19 protein-coding genes and 1 pseudogene are annotated in these 17,148 nt (G+C 43.5%); 13 read left to right on the top strand and 7 right to left on the bottom strand.

Annotated elements, in window-relative coordinates; translation table 11 throughout:
• Positions 1 to 4: 4 nt before the first annotated feature.
• Positions 5 to 1,333, top strand: a complete 1,329-nt coding sequence (locus QUA44_RS02230; RefSeq protein ID WP_333247591.1) for a response regulator — start codon at positions 5 to 7, stop codon at positions 1,331 to 1,333.
• Between the two features lie 19 nt (positions 1,334 to 1,352).
• Here QUA44_RS02230 and hpsU read toward each other — a convergent pair whose 3' ends face one another.
• The gene (hpsU, locus tag QUA44_RS02225; RefSeq protein ID WP_333247592.1) at positions 1,353 to 2,030 is read right to left on the bottom strand and encodes a hormogonium polysaccharide biosynthesis acetyltransferase HpsU; all 678 of its coding nucleotides are present in this window, start codon (positions 2,028 to 2,030) and stop codon (positions 1,353 to 1,355) included.
• Positions 2,031 to 2,085: 55 nt separating this feature from the next.
• On the opposite strand from hpsU, the gene QUA44_RS02220 reads away from it, so the two are divergent.
• Positions 2,086 to 2,883, top strand: coding sequence for a cation diffusion facilitator family transporter (locus tag QUA44_RS02220; RefSeq protein ID WP_333247594.1), 798 nt, complete (start codon positions 2,086 to 2,088; stop codon positions 2,881 to 2,883).
• 67 nt (positions 2,884 to 2,950) lie between these two features.
• Here QUA44_RS02220 and QUA44_RS02215 read toward each other — a convergent pair whose 3' ends face one another.
• Positions 2,951 to 3,868, bottom strand: a complete 918-nt coding sequence (locus QUA44_RS02215; RefSeq protein WP_333276357.1) for a glycosyltransferase family 2 protein — start codon at positions 3,866 to 3,868, stop codon at positions 2,951 to 2,953.
• On the opposite strand from QUA44_RS02215, the gene QUA44_RS02210 reads away from it, so the two are divergent.
• Entirely contained in the window at positions 3,795 to 4,007 is a 213-nt protein-coding gene (locus QUA44_RS02210; protein ID WP_333247943.1) for a hypothetical protein, read from the top strand. The genes QUA44_RS02215 and QUA44_RS02210 overlap by 74 nt on opposite strands.
• A gap of 1 nt (position 4,008) precedes the next feature.
• On the opposite strand, the gene QUA44_RS02205 is transcribed toward QUA44_RS02210, so the two are convergent.
• Positions 4,009 to 4,980, bottom strand: a complete 972-nt coding sequence (locus QUA44_RS02205) for a glycosyltransferase family 2 protein (RefSeq protein ID WP_333247596.1) — start codon at positions 4,978 to 4,980, stop codon at positions 4,009 to 4,011.
• 402 nt (positions 4,981 to 5,382) lie between these two features.
• On the opposite strand from QUA44_RS02205, the gene cobU reads away from it, so the two are divergent.
• The 3 genes from cobU (at position 5,383) to QUA44_RS02190 (ending at position 8,784) form a co-directional block, all read left to right on the top strand.
• A complete protein-coding gene (gene cobU, locus QUA44_RS02200; protein ID WP_333247598.1) occupies positions 5,383 to 5,934 on the top strand; it encodes a bifunctional adenosylcobinamide kinase/adenosylcobinamide-phosphate guanylyltransferase in 552 nt (183 codons plus the stop codon).
• Positions 5,935 to 6,211: 277 nt separating this feature from the next.
• The gene (locus QUA44_RS02195) at positions 6,212 to 6,634 is read left to right on the top strand and encodes a hypothetical protein (protein ID WP_333247601.1); all 423 of its coding nucleotides are present in this window, start codon (positions 6,212 to 6,214) and stop codon (positions 6,632 to 6,634) included.
• 77 nt (positions 6,635 to 6,711) lie between these two features.
• The gene (locus tag QUA44_RS02190; protein ID WP_333247603.1) at positions 6,712 to 8,784 is read left to right on the top strand and encodes an AarF/ABC1/UbiB kinase family protein; all 2,073 of its coding nucleotides are present in this window, start codon (positions 6,712 to 6,714) and stop codon (positions 8,782 to 8,784) included.
• A gap of 108 nt (positions 8,785 to 8,892) precedes the next feature.
• Here the strand turns inward: QUA44_RS02190 and QUA44_RS02185 are convergent, their stop codons facing one another.
• The 3 genes from QUA44_RS02185 to QUA44_RS02175 are packed head-to-tail and all read right to left on the bottom strand — an operon-like array spanning position 8,893 to position 9,742.
• The gene (locus tag QUA44_RS02185; RefSeq protein WP_333247605.1) at positions 8,893 to 9,288 is read right to left on the bottom strand and encodes a hypothetical protein; all 396 of its coding nucleotides are present in this window, start codon (positions 9,286 to 9,288) and stop codon (positions 8,893 to 8,895) included.
• Entirely contained in the window at positions 9,285 to 9,491 is a 207-nt protein-coding gene (locus QUA44_RS02180; protein WP_333247607.1) for a hypothetical protein, read from the bottom strand. The genes QUA44_RS02185 and QUA44_RS02180 overlap by 4 nt, the downstream gene beginning before the upstream one ends.
• 50 nt (positions 9,492 to 9,541) lie before the next feature.
• Complete coding sequence (locus QUA44_RS02175) at positions 9,542 to 9,742, bottom strand: hypothetical protein (protein WP_333247609.1); 201 nt, start codon at positions 9,740 to 9,742, stop codon at positions 9,542 to 9,544.
• Between the two features lie 358 nt (positions 9,743 to 10,100).
• Here QUA44_RS02175 and QUA44_RS30610 point away from each other — a divergent pair.
• The 4 genes and pseudogenes from QUA44_RS30610 to QUA44_RS02160 form a co-directional block, all read left to right on the top strand.
• Positions 10,101 to 10,292 (top strand): annotated as a pseudogene (locus tag QUA44_RS30610) (HNH endonuclease); the annotation flags it as partial.
• A gap of 27 nt (positions 10,293 to 10,319) precedes the next feature.
• Entirely contained in the window at positions 10,320 to 10,628 is a 309-nt protein-coding gene (locus QUA44_RS02170; protein ID WP_333247613.1) for a hypothetical protein, read from the top strand.
• Positions 10,629 to 10,661: 33 nt separating this feature from the next.
• Positions 10,662 to 12,143, top strand: a complete 1,482-nt coding sequence (locus QUA44_RS02165; RefSeq protein ID WP_333247615.1) for a helicase-related protein — start codon at positions 10,662 to 10,664, stop codon at positions 12,141 to 12,143.
• Positions 12,110 to 12,883: a hypothetical protein gene (locus QUA44_RS02160; RefSeq protein ID WP_333247617.1), complete on the top strand. Its 774-nt coding sequence runs from the start codon at positions 12,110 to 12,112 to the stop codon at positions 12,881 to 12,883. The genes QUA44_RS02165 and QUA44_RS02160 overlap by 34 nt, the downstream gene beginning before the upstream one ends.
• A 205-nt stretch (positions 12,884 to 13,088) precedes the next feature.
• Here QUA44_RS02160 and QUA44_RS02155 read toward each other — a convergent pair whose 3' ends face one another.
• Positions 13,089 to 14,198 carry a hypothetical protein gene (locus tag QUA44_RS02155; RefSeq protein ID WP_333247618.1) on the bottom strand — a complete coding sequence of 370 codons (1,110 nt, stop codon included), beginning with the start codon at positions 14,196 to 14,198 and terminating at the stop codon, positions 13,089 to 13,091.
• A gap of 522 nt (positions 14,199 to 14,720) precedes the next feature.
• On the opposite strand from QUA44_RS02155, the gene QUA44_RS02150 reads away from it, so the two are divergent.
• The 3 genes from QUA44_RS02150 (at position 14,721) to QUA44_RS02140 (ending at position 17,116) form a co-directional block, all read left to right on the top strand.
• Positions 14,721 to 14,888 (top strand): hypothetical protein, encoded by a 168-nt coding sequence (locus QUA44_RS02150; RefSeq protein WP_333247620.1) that lies wholly within the window; start codon positions 14,721 to 14,723, stop codon positions 14,886 to 14,888.
• A 141-nt stretch (positions 14,889 to 15,029) separates the two neighbouring features.
• Positions 15,030 to 15,608, top strand: coding sequence for a Uma2 family endonuclease (locus tag QUA44_RS02145; protein ID WP_333247622.1), 579 nt, complete (start codon positions 15,030 to 15,032; stop codon positions 15,606 to 15,608).
• Positions 15,609 to 16,090: 482 nt separating this feature from the next.
• The gene (locus tag QUA44_RS02140; protein ID WP_333247624.1) at positions 16,091 to 17,116 is read left to right on the top strand and encodes a hypothetical protein; all 1,026 of its coding nucleotides are present in this window, start codon (positions 16,091 to 16,093) and stop codon (positions 17,114 to 17,116) included.
• The last annotated feature ends 32 nt before the right edge of the window (positions 17,117 to 17,148 follow it).

Below are 17,148 nucleotides of genomic sequence, written 5' to 3'. Positions count from 1 at the left end.
GTTTATGAATTCAGAAATTCAAGCAAAGGGTACGATTCTTATAGTTGATGACAATTCAGCTAACTTGGGTGTCTTGTCTGATGCCTTAAGCCAAGAAGGATTTGAAGTTCGGGTTGCGAAATCTGGCAAAATGGCACTAGAGCGCGTCAAATATGCTCTCCCCGATCTAATCTTGTTAGATGTCATGATGCCAGAAATTGATGGATTTGAAACCTGTCGTCGATTACAGGCTAATCCAGAAACTAAACAGATTCCCATTATATTTATGACTGCTCTCTCGGATACGGCTAATAAAGTTGAGGGGTTTAAGCTTGGGGCTGTAGATTATATTACCAAACCCTTCCAACAGGAGGAAGTATTAGCTCGCGTCAAGCTGCATTTAAAGCTTCATGTTCTAGCTGAGAAATTAGAAGAAAAAAATACGTTATTGGAGGAAAAAGTTGTAGAAGTCAGCCAAGCCTATGATAATTTACAACAAATGCAGCTTAAGTTAATCCAAGGCGAGAAAATGTCCGGCTTAGGGCAAATGGCGGCTGGGATTGCTCATGAAATAAATAACCCTGTAAATTTCATATCTGGCAATCTGGGTTATGCCCAAGAGTACGCTCATAACTTACTAAAACTTATACATCTCTATCAAGAAGACTATGTAAATCCCACCCCTCGGATTCAAGCAGCAATGGATGAAATAGAACTAGAATTTGTAGAGGAAGATTTTATCAAAGTTCTTAACTCAATCAACTTAGGAACGGAGCGCATCCAGGAGATTGTCAAGTCTATGCGAATCTTTTCTCGTGTGGATGAGGCAGAGGTGAAAGCAGTAAATATTCATGAAGGAATTGATAGTACACTCACGATTCTGCATCATCGTTTAAAAGCAAAACCAGAGCATCCTGAGATTGAACTAATAAAAAAATATGGTCAGCTTCCACCAGTAGAATGCCATGCCGGACAATTAAATCAAGTGTTCATGAATATTATTGCCAATGCCATTGATGCTTTAGATGAATCTAATCAGCAGCGTTCGTTTTCAGAAATCAAACAACACCCGAACCGCATTCAGATTAGTACAAAAGTAATTGACGAGGATTCAGTGGCTATTCATATTAGTGACAACGGTAGAGGAGTTTGCGAAACCCTACAACCAAAGCTATTTGACCCCTTTTTTACCACCAAACCGATCGGTAAGGGAACTGGATTGGGGTTATCTATCAGTTACCAAATTATCGTTGAAAAGCATGGGGGCAGATTGTACTGCCAGCCTACAGAAGGAAAGGGAATAGAATTCGTCATTGAAATTCCTATTCGACAGCAAGCTTGTCAAGCTGCTTAGTTTCCCGGTGCAATGTCTCTTATGAACTTTGGTTAATTTCTCGCAGGTAGCGCGGACAACAGGGTGTTCCCGTGCAAATAAAGCCGGCTGGCATATTTTTAAAGACGCTGCTACGAGCTCCAATTAAAGCATTGACACCGATTTCGACACCGGGGCCAATGAAACAGTCGGCGGCAATCCAAACGCCGTTATTTATGATAACAGGTGCTGTGATTAAGCGAAACGCTTGATCTTGAGGGTCATGAGTGCCGGTGCAGAGGTAACTTTTTTGAGAAATGACGCAGTGTTTGCCGATCGCAATTCGATCCAAACTGTACAATACAACATCATCTCCGATCCAACTGTAATCGCCGATTTCAATTTTCCAAGGATAGGTAAAACGAGCCGTGGGGCGGATAATTACGCCAAAACCTATTTTCGCTCCAAATAACCGCAGCAAGCCGCTTCTGATGCCGTTAAAAGGGTGTGGAGTGAGGGGAAATGCGATCGCCTGGACGAACCACCAAAGCAAAATTAGCCAAGTAGGCTTTCCCCGATCGAACTTTGATTGATCGTAGCGGCGCAAATCAACCAAAGATTCGCCTGTCAAAGTATTTGCGTGATTGTCGCTAATTGGACTAGGGTTTATTTGAGGATTTGGGGAATTTGCGATCAAATTTTCCTGATCTTGGTTGGGATTTGGTATATAATCGGTCATTGATAGTTAATTTAATGTTTAATTTAAAATCGAATTTAACCTTAAGGACTGCTGCATGACATTTCTAGTTAGGGACAATTTTGACTCGGAAAACGCCAAGGATATCGCACAATGCGAGAATATAAATCCCAGAATTGGCAAAGTTCGACTTTTACAAACAGCATTGGTACTGCTTAGCAGCTTTTTTGTAGCAGAGTTAATCGCCGCACTTAATTCTCATAGTTTGTCCCTATTAGCAGACGCGGGTCACGTTTTTTCAGATGTAGCAGCTTTAGCAATAACTTTGACAGCGACTTGGTACTCCTCAGTCAAACGCAAAAGTAAATCCGTAGATTGTACGATCGCACAATCGCCAATTCCTGAACGAGGAGAAATCATTGCTGCTTTAGTTAATAGTATCAGTTTAGTGGCGATCGCCCTGTGGATTGCAGTAGAGTCGATCGCCCGTTTGCAGTCCCCAACCCCCGAAGTAGAAGGGCTCCCGATGTTAATTACCGCCATAGTCGGTTTAAGCATCAACTCGATTAATGCTTGTTGTTTGCATTCCTGCTGTCACGGCGACTTGAATCTCAAAAGCGCCTTTCTGCACGCAGTCGCCGACATTTTTTCGTCGGTTGGAGTAATTTTAGCTGCGATCGCCGTCGCGTGGCTGCACTGGAATTGGGCTGACGGCTTGATTAGCTTGCTGGTGTCAGCATCAATTATTTTATTAACTCTACCATTGCTAATCGAAAGCATCCAATTGCTGCTAGGAAAAGTATCAGCAATATCCGCAAGTCAACAGCCTTGTGATTGCGAAAAAGTGAGCGCCGAAAAATTGCTTTTTCCATCCCTAGAAGAACTTATTAAATGAAAATGTCTCAAGCCACTCGCTATGGGCTGGCTTTCCTAATTCCCAATTTCCCCATGCTTCCAAAATATTAAGGCAATTTCACTTCTGTCTCCTGAGTTATAACTACTGGTGCCGACAGAGTAGGCTCAGGTTCTGCCACATTCAACTGACCGCCACAACAACGCAACTCGTAAAGTTTTGCATTAATTTGATACTCATATTGACTCAATAACCTCGCATAAATATAGCCAGCTTTTCCATCCAAAAAGCCGAGCTGAATGAAGTAAAATAAAATAAATCTGAGCATTGGTTTAAAAGGCAGCCGCACCCAAACTTTTTTGAGAAAGCGTTTCCGCTGCACTGCATCTCCAAATAAGTGAGCGCCAATAGTGCCGCTGTCGTCGCGCCCTTCAATAATATTGTAATAAACGCGAGCTTCCCAATTAGAATAGCGGTTGTGCCGTTCTATCCAGTGAAATAAATCGCGGTAATCCTCGTGGATCATGTCATTTTTTAAGTAGCCGACTTGACCGGCTAAAATGACGTGTTCGTGAACTTCGTTGTCGCCAGTATTGGGGACGGATTCAGTGCCGAGATTTTCGTAACGTCCTTTTTGATGCTTGAACAAACGCAAATTCCAGTCGGGATATCGGCCGCCGTAACGCAGCCACTGACCTAAAAAGAAGACTTTGCGGTTGAGGTAGTAACCGTCAAAATTTGGGTCTTCAATCACCCGTGCGATTTCGTCCCAAAGTTCCGGCGGAATGCGCTCGTCGCAATCGACAATTAATACCCATTCGTTGCGAAAGGGCAGATTGTCCAAAGACCAATTTTTCTTTTTCGGCCAGCGGTTGTCGAAGTAGAATTGCACTACTTTTGCGCCGGTGCTGATGGCAATTTCTACCGTGCGATCGCTACTTTGGGAATCAACCATGAAAACTTCATCCGCCCTGGCAATGCTGGCTAGACACGCAGGTAGATTAAGTTCTTCGTCTTTTGCCGGAATGAGAACTGAAACCGGAATCTTGGATGAACTAGATGTCATAATCGAGTGCTTGAACCTAAATGCGGTCGAGTTTTGGTGGATGAATTGCGATCGGCACAGCCGCGCCGACGACTTGAGCAGCGAGGGATATTGCCTATAGCCTAATGCCTGCTGGTCGATTTCGGTGCAAAAATCAGGCCGCGGATGGCTGCGATCAAATAACCGATTTGACCCCAGGCAAAAACGAAATTTTCAAAGCGCAGCCCTGGATCTCTAATATATTTAAAAGACTTCCATACACCCCTCAATATTCTTTCACCCCCCCGCCCAAGCTGAGCAATACCGGCTCGATCGCACAATTGTTCCCGATAACACTCGCTGATGCCTTGCCACCAACCGCGCTCTAGAAACCAAGCTTTGTTGAGCCGTTCTGGGGCAACATTGTGCATCACCAACGCGGACGGCAGATAAATTACTTGCCAACCTAACTCTAATGCTAATTCTGTGGCGCGCAATTCTTCATTTGACAGCAACTTTTTGCCGACTCTACCGAGTTTGACATCGAAGCCGCCAATTTGTTCGAGAAAATCGCGCCGGATCGAGTAGTTTACGCCCCTGGGAGTCAAACCTGCTGTCGTCACGTACTGGTAAGTATCGCCCAAATCGTAAACTCCCAAATTCTGGGCCAATCCGGGCGACAGCCAGTCGGGCGGAGAGACTCCAGCAGGCCACAGCAAATTAACTTTGCCGCCTGCTATGGCTAGTTTTTGATTGCTTTGATAAGCCGCGTGCAGCACCCTGAGCCAATTCGGCTCAGCAATAGCGTCGTCATCGAGATAAGCCAATATTTGGCTACGAGCTGCCTTTGCGCCAGTGTTCCGGGCTACTGACAGACCGATTTCGGGTTCCCATACGTACTTGAGCCGTCGATCGCCCAGTCTCGCTTCTACCACCTCACGGGTGCGCGAAATGGAACTTTCGGCAGTCGCATAATCGCTAGAACCGTTATCGACTATTACTACTTCAAAGTTGTCGGGAAAATCCTGTACCAGCAAGCTGTCGATCGCCCCAGCTAAATAGGCGGCGCGATTGTGGGTGCAAATAATCGCTGAGATCTGAGGATGATCTGGCATAAATAACAGCTTGGGAAATATTGGGCATCGGGCATCGGGCATTGGCCAAACAGGGCATTGGGCGAAGCGAAGCGGAGGGATTGAGCATTGGGAATAGTTTCTGCTTCTTGCTTCTTCTACCTGAATTGCGAATTAGTAGTACCTCACTTGAAAAGAAAACGGCTATGCTAGGAAGCTCGATCGACTGACTCTGATATAGCCTTTCTCAGAAAGATCAGGTACGCTTCGGGCATCGGGCATCGGGCATCGGGCATCGGGGATATGGCATACCTCACTTTTTTGAGAACCGCTATATTGTCCCATTAATGCTATTATCGCCTTAAAATAATTGGCAATCAAATAACCAATAACCAATAACCAATAACCAACAACAAATAACCAACAACAAATAACCAACCATAAATGACTAAAATAATCTTAGTAACTGGGCCGGCCCGAAGTGGCAAAAGTGAATGGGCCGAAACTTTGGCGGCGGATTCAGGAAAACAAGTAATCTATGTGGCTACCGGCTTGGTTGATGAAGCGGATTTGGAGTGGGTTCGTCGTCTCGAACAGCACCGAAATCGCCGTCCAGTTAATTGGAAAACTCTCGAAGTGCCGATCGCATTACCGAAAGTTGTGCGTGCCGGCCAACCGTCGGATTGCTTGTTAATTGATTCTCTAGGAACTTGGACAGCAAATCTTTTGGAACAAGAAGCTGCAGTTTGGGCTACTACGCAGCAAGATTTGCTCGCTAGTTTGAAGTCAACGGCGGCCGATGTAATTTTTGTAGGAGAAGAAACCGGATGGGGTGTTGTGCCTGCTTATCCGGCGGGGCGACTGTTTCGCGATCGCCTCGGCACTCTCGTCCGCCACATCGGGGCGATCGCCGATACTGTTTATCTCGCTACCGGAGGTTACGCCTTGAATTTGAGCGCTCTGGGTACGCCACTGCCGCCTGCTGCGAAAAATTAACAGGCGGAGTCCCGATCGACAAGGGAGAAAAAATGTCGGTTTCCCGATGAACAATTTTAACTAAAAATCAGGTATAGTTCTAACTAAGATTGAAAACTCAAACCTCACAAAAATTACTCGCAAAAAATACTCCATCGGGCAACCCGCACAACAATTTGATACGAGGAATAGCCAAATTTTGCAAAAATGTAAAATAGAAAATGTCTTTTGAACAAGAGTGCAAATTTCAATTTCTAAGCTTAAAATCATCAACTAATCGCAGGATTGACAAAAAGTTATGGCATCAAATACTGAAGTAAAAAAATATATTGCTTACTGGTTTCAGTTAGGCAAAAAAGTATTAATTCGCAACGGTTCCGAAGCGCTGCTGCCAAAATCGGTAATTGCGGGCGATCGCTACAGCCAGGAATTTGAAGAATGCTGGGAAAAAATCATCTCCCCCGACAGCGGAGACTGCTACCTGCAAGGCACAAACGAAACAATTGCCCAATTGCTGACACCAGCATGGGAAGTCAGTCCCTGCGCGCGCTGCGCCATGCCCGTAGTGTTCCCACAAGCCGGAATGCCACCTGAATCCTGTGCCTGTAACGACTTACCGAACTGGCCCGATACCGAAATGCCCCAACCTCGATCGCCCGTCAGCACAAAATCGCAACTGTCAGGCATTCGCGATCGACTCAAAAAATCCAGCGACGAGTAAGTATATAAGAAGGAAGAAGGGTCTTCTTCCTTAAATTGTTACAATATATTTACAATGCTTCACACTAGGTCTGATTTATGAATGTCAAGACAGTATCGCCAGCCTCCCCGCAAACTTATGTAAATTCAGGGACTCAGGCTGTACTCGGCAATCTCCAAGATGCAAATACAATTCCCCTACAAGCAGTACCAGTATCACTAGAGACGGATGTCGTAACGGACGATCGGCTCAAATCAGCCAGAGACATAGCTTTCGAGTTGGCCGGAGATGCTGTTCGGTACGATCCAGTGGCGATCGCAGCCCTGTACCGAAATCGACCTCTACAAGTCTGGGGAAGGCTGTCGAGCGTTGTTTGGACATTTTTTAGCTTTGCCTTCAGTGTGTGGTTCGACGGCAAAACAGGTCGTACCGCCACCAACCAAAAGCGTCGCGCCGTCCGACTGAGGGAAATTCTCGCCCAACTCGGCCCAGCTTTCATCAAAATCGGACAAGCACTCTCAACACGGCCCGACTTAGTACCACCAGTATATTTAGAAGAACTAACAACGCTGCAAGACCAATTGCCAGCGTTTCCCAACGAAGTAGCATATCAATTTATACAAGAAGAATTGGGCGCGCACCCCAACGAAATTTACGCAGAAATCACGCCAGATCCGATCGCCGCAGCATCCCTCGGACAAGTCTACAAAGGCAAACTCAAAACCGGAGAAACAGTCGCCATCAAAGTGCAGCGACCGGGTTTAGCCGAGAACATCGGCTTAGATATCTACATCCTGCGGCGCGTTGCAGTTTGGGCACAAAACAACTTCAAAATAATTCGCAGTGACCTCGCAGCAATTATGGACGAATTGGGCGAGCGCATTTACGAAGAAATGGACTACACCCACGAAGGTCAAAATGCCGAACGGTTTGCCCAACTCTACGGCCACATCAAAGACATTTACGTTCCCAGCATCTACTGGGAATATACCCGCCGCCGCGTCTTAACAATGGAGTGGATCACCGGCATCAAACTTACGAATTTAGAAGCCGTTAAAGCTCAAGGAATTGACGCTCCTTACTTAATTGAAGTAGGAGTCCAGTGTTCTCTCCGCCAACTTCTAGAACACGGTTTCTTTCACGCCGACCCGCATCCCGGCAATCTTTTGGCAACTCCTGATGGTCAATTAGCTTATCTCGATTTCGGAATGATGAGCGAAGTTAAACCTTATCAGCGATACGGCTTGTTGGAAGCTGTAGTGCATTTGGTCAACCGCGACTTTGAAGGTTTAGCTAGAGATTATGTCAAGTTAGAATTTTTGACACCGGATACCGATTTAACGCCAATTATTCCAGCTTTGGCCGGCGTGTTTAACAATGCTTTGGGTGCTAGCGTTGCCGAACTCAATTTCAAAAGCATTACTGACGAACTTTCCGCCGTGATGTACGAATATCCGTTCCGAGTTCCAGCGTACTACGCTTTGATTATTCGATCGCTCGTCACCCTAGAAGGCATCGCCATCAACGTTGACCCGGAATTCAAAGTGCTCAGCAAAGCCTATCCTTACGTAGCAAAACGGCTGTTGAGCGACCCCGCACCGGAATTGAGAGCATCTCTGAAAGATTTGCTGTTCAAACAAGGCGAATTCCGCTGGAACCGCTTAGAAAACTTGCTCAACAATGCCCGCGAGAGTGACGATTACGATGTCAGCAAAATCATGAATCAAGCCTTAGAATATTTATTTTCTGAAAGGGGAGATTTTATTCGCGATCGGATTGTCGCTGAATTGGTAAAAAGTCTCGACACACTTTCCAGCAATGCTTTTGCTAACGCCAAAGCAGTTGTCGGCGAATGGTTTGGAGTCAAGGCAAATCAACCTGTGGTTTCACAAACCGAACAAAAAAACTTAGAACACATCAAGCGGATTTGGGATATTTTGCAATCAACTCCAGGTTTTGACACGATGAAAGTATTGCAGCTACTGCCGCAGTTGTTGGTGAAACCGGAAGTGCAGAACATGGGTCAGAAAGTAGTCGGCGGTTTAGCGCAAAGGGCAGTTGCTAGATTAATTCGCGAGTTTTTGTTGTCGCAGGAACCGCCTTTGGTGATTGCTGAAAATGGCAGCTATTCTCATCCTTCGCCTCAGTTGTCTTTACCTGCTGCGAAGTAGTTAGATTGGGATGCTTTTATTTTGTAGGTTGGGTTGAGCGATAGCAAAACCCAACACTGATTAATTGGATGTTGGGTTTCGTTCCTCAACCCAACCTACACTATCACATTAAGCTGCTGCTGTAGCTGCTGGTAAAGGTTCAATTTCTTCTGGCTTAGCGTGACGGCGGGGGTCATCAAAACCCCAAGCAAATAGCCAATCGGGGTCAGCGTTACCGCAGCCGATCGAATATATTTGGCTGTGTTTGAAATGGTTGAAAAATTCCTGACATTTTTCATCGGTCATTAGCGATTTTTCCAGCGGTAAGTCATGAATTAGGGCGTATAGATCGAATTCGTTGCGTTCTGGATTCCATTGATAGCGCAGTTCTGGAGTGTAACCGAGTTCGATCAGTTTTGCAATTGCGCGATCGGGATTTTCATAGTTGTCTAAATGAACGCGATTTAGGGAGACAACTACTTGTACATGGTGGTATTTGGCAGGAGTTAATTGATATTTGGTCATCGGTTTTTCCTTTTTTTATCGTCACAGGTGTAGTAGGTTTTTCCGGTAACATCAGGGTGTCTGGTTGCTTCGCGGTTTTGCTGTTCGCATCGCTTAGCAGCTTCTGCGTCACTCCGAGCATAAAAAGGTCTGTCCGGGCGTTGGGCGAGTTCGGCTTCCAAGTCTTCCCAAGATTTTTCTGGGTTGTCTGCGTCTCTCAACATTTGTCCCTCACAAATCTGTCTGCGCTAGAGGTCATTTGCTTAATTACTCCTCAGTCTGGAACGTTTTGCCCCGCTTGAGTTTGAGACTCTGACTGGGTTTCTATTGTCTCTAGCCATTGCTTCATCAATAAACCGATGACTTCGCTCATCGGCTTTTCTTGAGCTGTGCAAGCTAGTTTGAATCGCAGCTTTAGCTTTTTATCTACGTAAACGCTTAGTTCAGCCATTTCAGGTGGAATTTTTTTAGCCATGTCTCTCATACGCGCATACCGTATTCTCGCATCTGGCGAGGCGGTGGTTGACTGCGGATGAGTTTGACTGCATTTTGCGCGGTTGCGCGGTTGCGCGGTTGCGCGATATACGTTATCATACCAATACAGCCAAGAAACGGCAACCCCACCGCATTAAGAAATGTTGCTACCGGAACAGCAGAACAAGTCATCGCCACGGCGTTGTTCCAGTAAGATGTCGCTGCTTCACGATCGTCCTATTCACAAAAATGGAGACAGCTAGCCCATAAAATTTTGATGTTGACTAAAACTTCAAAAACAGATAAAATTTCTACAGTAGATCTTTTTACTTGCTGCGTAAGCCTTATAGCTTTTTCAGATGCAGAATCAGAGTCGCTTCCTTCGATCGAAACGGCTACGCGCTGCCCTCTGGTATGCCGCCAACGGCAAGTGCCAGCATTGCAAATGTGGTTTGCCTTCAGACTGGCACGCAGATCATATTGAGCGATGGGCAGAAACTCAGAGAACCAATGTCCATGAAATGCAGGCATTATGCCCTAAATGTCATTATCAAAAAACTGCTGAGGAGAACAGAAACATGACAGATGCAATCCAATTAGATATTTTTTCACAATCTCCTAAAGAACCTCTTAATTTAAGAAGACATCAAGATGAATTTTATCAAATCTGTAAACGCATACAGGCTGGAGCACAAATAAAAAAAATTCTCATGCTTGTTACGCCTGGAGGCGGTAAGAGTCTTATCCCAGTAATTGCAGCAGCACAATTAATTCCAAATCCTAATTCTGGGAACAGCTTTCATGGAACTATAGCTGATGCAATTTGTTGGGTGGTTCCTAGACTCAATCTCCAAAATCAAGCAGAAGAACAATTTGAAGATTGGTAGTTCAAAAATATGCTAGGGCATCAGCATAGAATTATGGCAAATAATAATGAGCCTAATCCATGCAAGGGAATGTCTGGCTATGCAGCTACATACCAGGCTATTACAGCAAGTCCTGACCTTCATGCTCAAGAGATTCGACGCAAGCGTTATATTTTAGTGCTGGATGAGTTTCATCATGTTGAGGAAGATGGAGCATGGCATAGAGCGTTGCAGCCGTTGGTAGATAATGCTGTATTGGTTATCTTGGTAACAGGAACTGGTGAACGTGGAGATCGGAAGCCAATTGCTTTTATGCCCTATAAAGCAACTCCTAGCGGTCTTACTCCCACCCTATCTAGTAGTGAAGATACCGTAGTTATTGAATATACGCGAGGACAAGCACTCAGAGAGGGTGCGATCGTTCCTCTCCATTTTGAATGGGGTGATGGGGAGGCTAAATGGATCGACGAGCAAGGGCAAGAATGTTCAGTCGAAAGCTTAGCAGAGGCTGGAGACTATAGGGGTATAGCACTTCGCACAGCGCTTAGTACCGGATACGCCGAGCAATTACTCACAAAATGTGTGGATAATTGGAAGTCACATAAAGAAAAGAACCACAGATCTAAGCTATTGGTACTCGCGCCCTCAATAGCAACAGCTAATCAATATTTAGAGTGGCTGAAAAAGTTAGGAGTCAAAGCCTTAAAAGCCACAAGTGATGAATCGAAAGAAGCGCAAGCCTCAATTAAAAGATTTAAGAAGCACTACAATTACGGCGATTCAAAGGCAGTTGATGCTTTAGTAACAGTGGCAATGGCTTATGAAGGACTTGATGTTCCGGCAATTACCCATGTTGCCTGTTTAACTAATATCAGAAGTAAGCCTTGGCTCGAACAATCATGGGCAAGGGCTGCGAGAGTTGATCGAGAAGCTGGAGACTTGAAAAAAACAGGGTTGATTTATCTTCCAGATGACCAGTTGGCTACTAAATGCGTACAAGATATCATAGCGGAACAACAGCCAATTCTTAGAGAAAGAGAATTAAATAAGCGTGATAATGATAATGGTGGTACTGGGGATAATGATGCCAAAAGTAACGATCGGCGATATAATAGTAGTATCGCATTAAATTCAAGCTTAACACGATCGAGAGCATCTGATTTAAGTAATGGGGAAACAGTTGATTATGCTGAGACTGCTCAAATCCAATCAGCAATGCAAAAGGTTGGATTGGGTGGAATTAGTACCGTGCAAATGAAACGATTTCTAGATGCTTATCAGGAGCCAGAAGCCAAAGATAGTCATGATTATTTAATTGGGAGAAAAGAATCTTTGACTCCCAGTGAAGAACGGGATATTATCAGAGAAAAACTTGAAAAATATGTCCGTTACTATGCAGCTCGGAATCGAATAGAATCCAAAACCATTAATCAGGAAATTGTCAAACAATTTCGCAAGGGACGCGCAGCAATGACACTTGAAGAATTGAGGCAGGTGTGGGCATGGCTACAAGGCAAATATCCAATGAACGATTGAAAGCTCACATAGAAACTCTCGGCAATGCAGGCGAACTGAATGCACCTCCTGGATCGCGCCCCTGGGCGATCGCTGTCAGGTTGGAACTGCAATCAGCCCTACATGATGCTGCATTCAATGCTCAACAATTGAAAGCATGGCGCGATTTGATGAAGCAATTCTCTGGCTATCATCAGCTTGTTGACGATCGCGGAAAGCCATTCAATACTTATGAGGAACTGTGCAAGGCTAAACCACCATTTGGTTTGGGTTGCGATCCGTCAGATATTGACAAAATCATTCAAGAATTAGCATCACCTAATGCAAAGACGTTTGAGCTTAACGAAGACCAAGCTGAAGAACACGGAATTCCGTCAAAATATCTTCATGATTTTTCTAAATTGGTTCAACGTTGTGCGGATAATCAGCCTATTAATGCAGCCAAGATTAAGCAAGTATTGCGTCTCACATCTAGCCCAATATATCTCCGGCAAAAATGCTGGCTAGACTTGGGATGGATTGAACAATTATCTGGTAATAAACGTGGTTATTACCAAATCACCGATCTGGGGCGGAAACAGGTGAAAGATTGGTTAGAAAAAGTTCCATCTAGTAGCCTAAATACCCCTTCATATATAAAGATTCCTCGACATAATTCCAAAAGAGCTGGAGAGGCACTAATTAAAGCTTTGGACTCTGAGCAACTTAGAGAACTTTACAGTCTAATCGGAGAATCACTTGCGCTTGAAAACAACCCATAATAAAAACCCGGTTTTTTCAACAGCACTTATGCAATGGGCATGAGGACAATCAACTTGTAGGGTGCTCTACTACTTTCACGATCGACGGATTATCGAGGGGTTGGGATAGTAGAGTGCCTTACTAATTGTGACACTTGCATAATTCATGATTTTTTAACCGCAGATAAACACAGATGAACGCAGATAAAATTTCGTCTGCGTTCTTTTACTGAAGCTTAAATCCTTTAGCAGCTAATTGTTGGCGGAGACTTTGAATTATTACGCTATCTAGAGTATTCTCGCCTCTATTGGTACTAGATTGGCGCTGTTGTTCAACATATTCGGTTCGCTTTTGAGATAAGTCGCGGATTGTCTTTTTAATGCTCTCTCTTTCGGCTTTCTTGGCAGCTACATATGCTCTTTTTTCTGTTAGAGTCATAACACGCATAATTTCCGGCAAAGCATCGTCTGATAGTGACTCCAGCGTAACTCTTCCGTTTTCGAGAGCATCGAGCAAATCCCAAGAAGCATTATCATAGTATTCAGAAGCTTTGGAAACACCACGCATAAGCAAATTTCTGCCAGCATTACTATCTTCAACTTCTTGACGTTGTTGTCCTACTCTTCCTTCTCTACCATAGGGAATGTAGGTTTGATTTAGTTTAGTATTCCAACTAGAAATTTCGTCATCGTAAGGAGACTTAATTACCACAATTTGTTGGTTTTGATTGATGTTGAAGCTACTGCCTTTTGCTAACTCGGCTCCTGATGCCCAAAGTCTTCGCTCCTGACTTTCGGCTGAACCACAGTAGATTGTATTAACGAGGGTATCTCCTTTGACAGCGAGATTGACAGATTGATTCCAAACTATTGGGCCTTGATCGAATGGTTCATTACCCGCAATAAAAATCACGCGAAAATCTTCTTGATTTTTACTCCAATTTAATTCTTGCATTGCTGAACGAATTACCCAGCCAGCATATTCTTGACCGCCGTTGGTTTTGATACTAAACAGCTTTTCGGAAACTAAATCTAATTCAGGAGTAAATCCAGTTAATAATCTGACAAAACCTTCCGAGGAAGGTAAGCTGTCATTACCATAATGGTAAAGGGCAACCTCTAACTCTGGCACTTCACCATCTTTGGTTACTTTAGTTAAAAAATTCACAATTTGCCAAAGTTGAGTGCGCGTCTGGTCGATCAATCCATCCATGCTATTACTAGAATCTAAAAGGATGGCTATCTGAATTTTCGCTTTGGCGAAAGCTGCTGTGGGAGAACACAAGATACTTAGGGTTAAAGCTGTAGTGAATAAAATTCGAGTTAGTTTCTGCATGGAATTTCCCCTACAAAACGATTTTTTTCCAATTATAGTCAGTTAAAATAGATTTAGTCACAGTTGTCAAGTTACTTGTAACAACATTTTACAGTTGTGATTAATTCAGTACAGGATTTACGCAATCAGACGAAAGAAACCGAGTTTTCCTTGGGTGTGGACTGCAACGTTATAGCAGTTTTGTTGATGCTGCATCATTAGTTTTATAGTTTTCTAAGTGAATGCGGTTTAGGGAAACAACTACTGTACTTTGCGGGCGTTAATTTATATTCAGTCATCGGTTTTACCTTTTTTATTCCCAAGAGTAATAGGTTTTTCCGGTTACATATTATGGGTTAGAGTTGCTTTTGGGAAAATCAAACAAATTTATTGAATTAACTGCAACGATCGCCCTACTTGTCCGTGCGCTATCATAGAAGGAGTCACAGAAAAGCCTAGCATCGGGAGTCAATATATGCAGGCAATCCTTTTAAGCCGCGAAGAAGTTGCACAACGTGCCAAGCAGCGGATGATTCTAGCGTTATGACACGGCTACATCTGGCAACAATTATCTGGCATGGGGTAGAACGCGAGGTCATTGTGTTGGCAATGGGGCGTCGTCCGCTGATGGGAACCGCGTTAATTGAGGACTATCATCTCAACGTTGATTTTTGTGAAGGTGGTTCTGTCATTATTGACGAGATTATGTGAGGATTGGGCGATCGGTGAGGTTAATTCCAAAATTTTAAATCTCAAATCGATCGAGATAATTTACGTAAGTTTACCAGAGCGTGTCACTTTTTATCGAGTTTTGAGTTGGTATTATTAACTTTTGATTAATGGAGTATTGTGATGATAGCAGCACGAGATAACGATCGGCACTTTACACCGGAAGAGTATTTTAGTTGGGAAGAAAAGCAGCTAGAAAGACACGAACTGATCGATGGTCGGGTTTATGCAATGGGTGGTGGCACTCAAAATCATAGTGCGATTAAATTAAATGTTGGTAGTTTAATCAGAGCGCACTTGCGGGGAAATCCTTGTCGTGTTTTTAATTCAGATTTAAAGGTTAACATTCTCAATACACCCAACTATACGTATCCCGATCTAAGCGTGACTTGTGACGGGCGCGATCGCGAGAATGCTCTTTATATTACCTATCCCTGCTTAATTGTGGAGGTTTTATCGGATAGCACCGAAGCTTACGATCGAGGGAAGAAGTTTGAAAAGTATCGCCGCAACCCCAATATTATCGATTATGTATTAGCAAGTTATGATGAGGTGGCGATCGATATTTATCATAAAAATGATGCTGGTGAATGGGTGATTTTGAGCTATCGGGAGGGCGAACGGGTTGAGTTTCAAAGTATCAATCTAAGTTTGCCGATCGAGCAATTATATGAGGAAATTATTTTCGAGAGACAGCCCTAGATATAGCCTTTCAAGCTCTCATATGAGGTACTGTCGGGCATCGGGCATCGGGCATCGGGCATCGGGCATAAGGCATACCTCATCTTTCTGATAAGTGCTATGGGAGGTAATTTTTGATAAAATTATGTGAGGATTTGGCGATCGGTGAGGTTAATTCCAAAATCTCAAATCTCAAATCTCAAAGCTTAAATCGATCGAGGTAATTTACGTAAGTTTACCATATCCTGTTACTTTTTCTCACCAACAGGGCGATCGGGGTGGTTTATTTTTTGAATTAAGTCAGAGCAGAAGGTGTTCAGACTGTTCAGAGTTAAATTGCAGATGTTCCGGATCAGTCGATCGGAAAGAGTATTCTACTGTAGCTGCGGGACAATTATAAGTTATGCGGTTAGTTTATCGGTGGGGGTGCAGTCGAAAGCTCACTTGTAAATTCCGCAGTATGAAGTTCCCACAAGATTGTTTGTGGATACGAAAAATCATCTATGAATTGCGATTATCAGCCTAGTTTTATAGCTATGGTTGATCGTATAGTGCAAAGTGTGGTGGGGTCTTGTATGAATAGAAATTATCCTCGAAAAATTAATCAAGATGAGCGATTGAATATCAATTCAGCTCTTTCCTCTTCTTTGAGAAAAAAATACTCGATTACTATCATTATCTTAATCATATTAAGCGTACTCAGTATTTGCGTTAAATCGGATAAAGTTAACAGCAATATTTGGAGTTTGTCAGTTGAATTAAAGGTTACATCGGTAACTTTAGTTCTTCTCTTTCTTTTTTGTATTCCTATTTTACTTCCTTGGATTCTTTATCAAGTTCCGCAAGTGGAAGGTTCTTTAAATTGGTTGCGTGAACAAGGCATTGAGGAAATTGAGACTAATCTACTGAGAATTAAACTAAAATACGGTATTCAAGAAGCATCAGAAAAATACGAAGAAAAAATATCAGATATTGGTGCTATAAATCTAACATCTCAGGAAACGCAGCAGCAGCTTGAGGGACGCTATCGAGAGGCCATAGCTTTAGTTGATGCTGCGAACGATATAGATTCAACGGAAGCATTGAAGCGGATAGATCAATTGGGTGGCTATTACGATAGGGTTAGAGATGAAATGCCATTTGGACGTAACCGCACAAAATTACTGCACGAAATTTCCTCAACAATGTGGACTTTAATTCCTAAAGTTATAAATTTTCCTGTTCATGAAAGATTAAATAGCAACAAGGGGGGAGAGCGTTTGTCTGCTTACCAGCACGTTGAGTGGAACACATCAACTGATTATATAAATTTGTTAGTTTCTAGAGCAGTTGGTATTATGGAGATGCCCTACACTCAATACAGTGCTTTATTGGCACTAAGAAGAGTGGTAACAAATAATCAATTTGCTCCCAGTAAATCAGCAGAAATCATACATATTTTGAACTGGTCAGCAAATCTTGATTATATGAAGCCAGATCGCCGAAAATTAATGATTGAAATTGCTGGCATACTAGAAACAAAGGCATAAAGCCTGCTAGTTCCGCCGCAAACCAAGAGTAT

It is taken from the genome of Microcoleus sp. N9_A2 (assembly GCF_036701775.1).
Taxonomy (GTDB): domain Bacteria; phylum Cyanobacteriota; class Cyanobacteriia; order Cyanobacteriales; family Microcoleaceae; genus Microcoleus.
The sequence above is the reverse complement of the archived record's forward strand: the minus strand, read 5'-3'. Positions and strand labels throughout refer to the sequence as shown.

What these genes read in the sequence shown, in the direction of transcription:
- QUA44_RS02170 (WP_333247613.1), top strand. Translation starts at nt 10,320, where the DNA reads ATGACAGATGCAATCCAATTAGATATTTTTTCACAATCTCCTAAAGAA.
- QUA44_RS02140 (WP_333247624.1), top strand. Translation starts at nt 16,091, where the DNA reads ATGAATTGCGATTATCAGCCTAGTTTTATAGCTATGGTTGATCGTATA.
- QUA44_RS02190 (WP_333247603.1), top strand. Translation starts at nt 6,712, where the DNA reads ATGAATGTCAAGACAGTATCGCCAGCCTCCCCGCAAACTTATGTAAAT.
- QUA44_RS02150 (WP_333247620.1), top strand. Translation starts at nt 14,721, where the DNA reads ATGACACGGCTACATCTGGCAACAATTATCTGGCATGGGGTAGAACGC.
- QUA44_RS02160 (WP_333247617.1), top strand. Translation starts at nt 12,110, where the DNA reads ATGGCTACAAGGCAAATATCCAATGAACGATTGAAAGCTCACATAGAA.
- QUA44_RS02205 (WP_333247596.1), bottom strand. Translation starts at nt 4,980, where the DNA reads ATGCCAGATCATCCTCAGATCTCAGCGATTATTTGCACCCACAATCGC.
- QUA44_RS02165 (WP_333247615.1), top strand. Translation starts at nt 10,662, where the DNA reads ATGGCAAATAATAATGAGCCTAATCCATGCAAGGGAATGTCTGGCTAT.
- QUA44_RS02185 (WP_333247605.1), bottom strand. Translation starts at nt 9,288, where the DNA reads ATGACCAAATATCAATTAACTCCTGCCAAATACCACCATGTACAAGTA.
- QUA44_RS02210 (WP_333247943.1), top strand. Translation starts at nt 3,795, where the DNA reads ATGAAAACTTCATCCGCCCTGGCAATGCTGGCTAGACACGCAGGTAGA.
- QUA44_RS02230 (WP_333247591.1), top strand. Translation starts at nt 5, where the DNA reads ATGAATTCAGAAATTCAAGCAAAGGGTACGATTCTTATAGTTGATGAC.
- QUA44_RS02155 (WP_333247618.1), bottom strand. Translation starts at nt 14,198, where the DNA reads ATGCAGAAACTAACTCGAATTTTATTCACTACAGCTTTAACCCTAAGT.
- cobU (WP_333247598.1), top strand. Translation starts at nt 5,383, where the DNA reads ATGACTAAAATAATCTTAGTAACTGGGCCGGCCCGAAGTGGCAAAAGT.
- QUA44_RS02180 (WP_333247607.1), bottom strand. Translation starts at nt 9,491, where the DNA reads ATGTTGAGAGACGCAGACAACCCAGAAAAATCTTGGGAAGACTTGGAA.
- QUA44_RS02175 (WP_333247609.1), bottom strand. Translation starts at nt 9,742, where the DNA reads ATGGCTAAAAAAATTCCACCTGAAATGGCTGAACTAAGCGTTTACGTA.
- hpsU (WP_333247592.1), bottom strand. Translation starts at nt 2,030, where the DNA reads ATGACCGATTATATACCAAATCCCAACCAAGATCAGGAAAATTTGATC.
- QUA44_RS02145 (WP_333247622.1), top strand. Translation starts at nt 15,030, where the DNA reads ATGATAGCAGCACGAGATAACGATCGGCACTTTACACCGGAAGAGTAT.
- QUA44_RS02195 (WP_333247601.1), top strand. Translation starts at nt 6,212, where the DNA reads ATGGCATCAAATACTGAAGTAAAAAAATATATTGCTTACTGGTTTCAG.
- QUA44_RS02220 (WP_333247594.1), top strand. Translation starts at nt 2,086, where the DNA reads ATGACATTTCTAGTTAGGGACAATTTTGACTCGGAAAACGCCAAGGAT.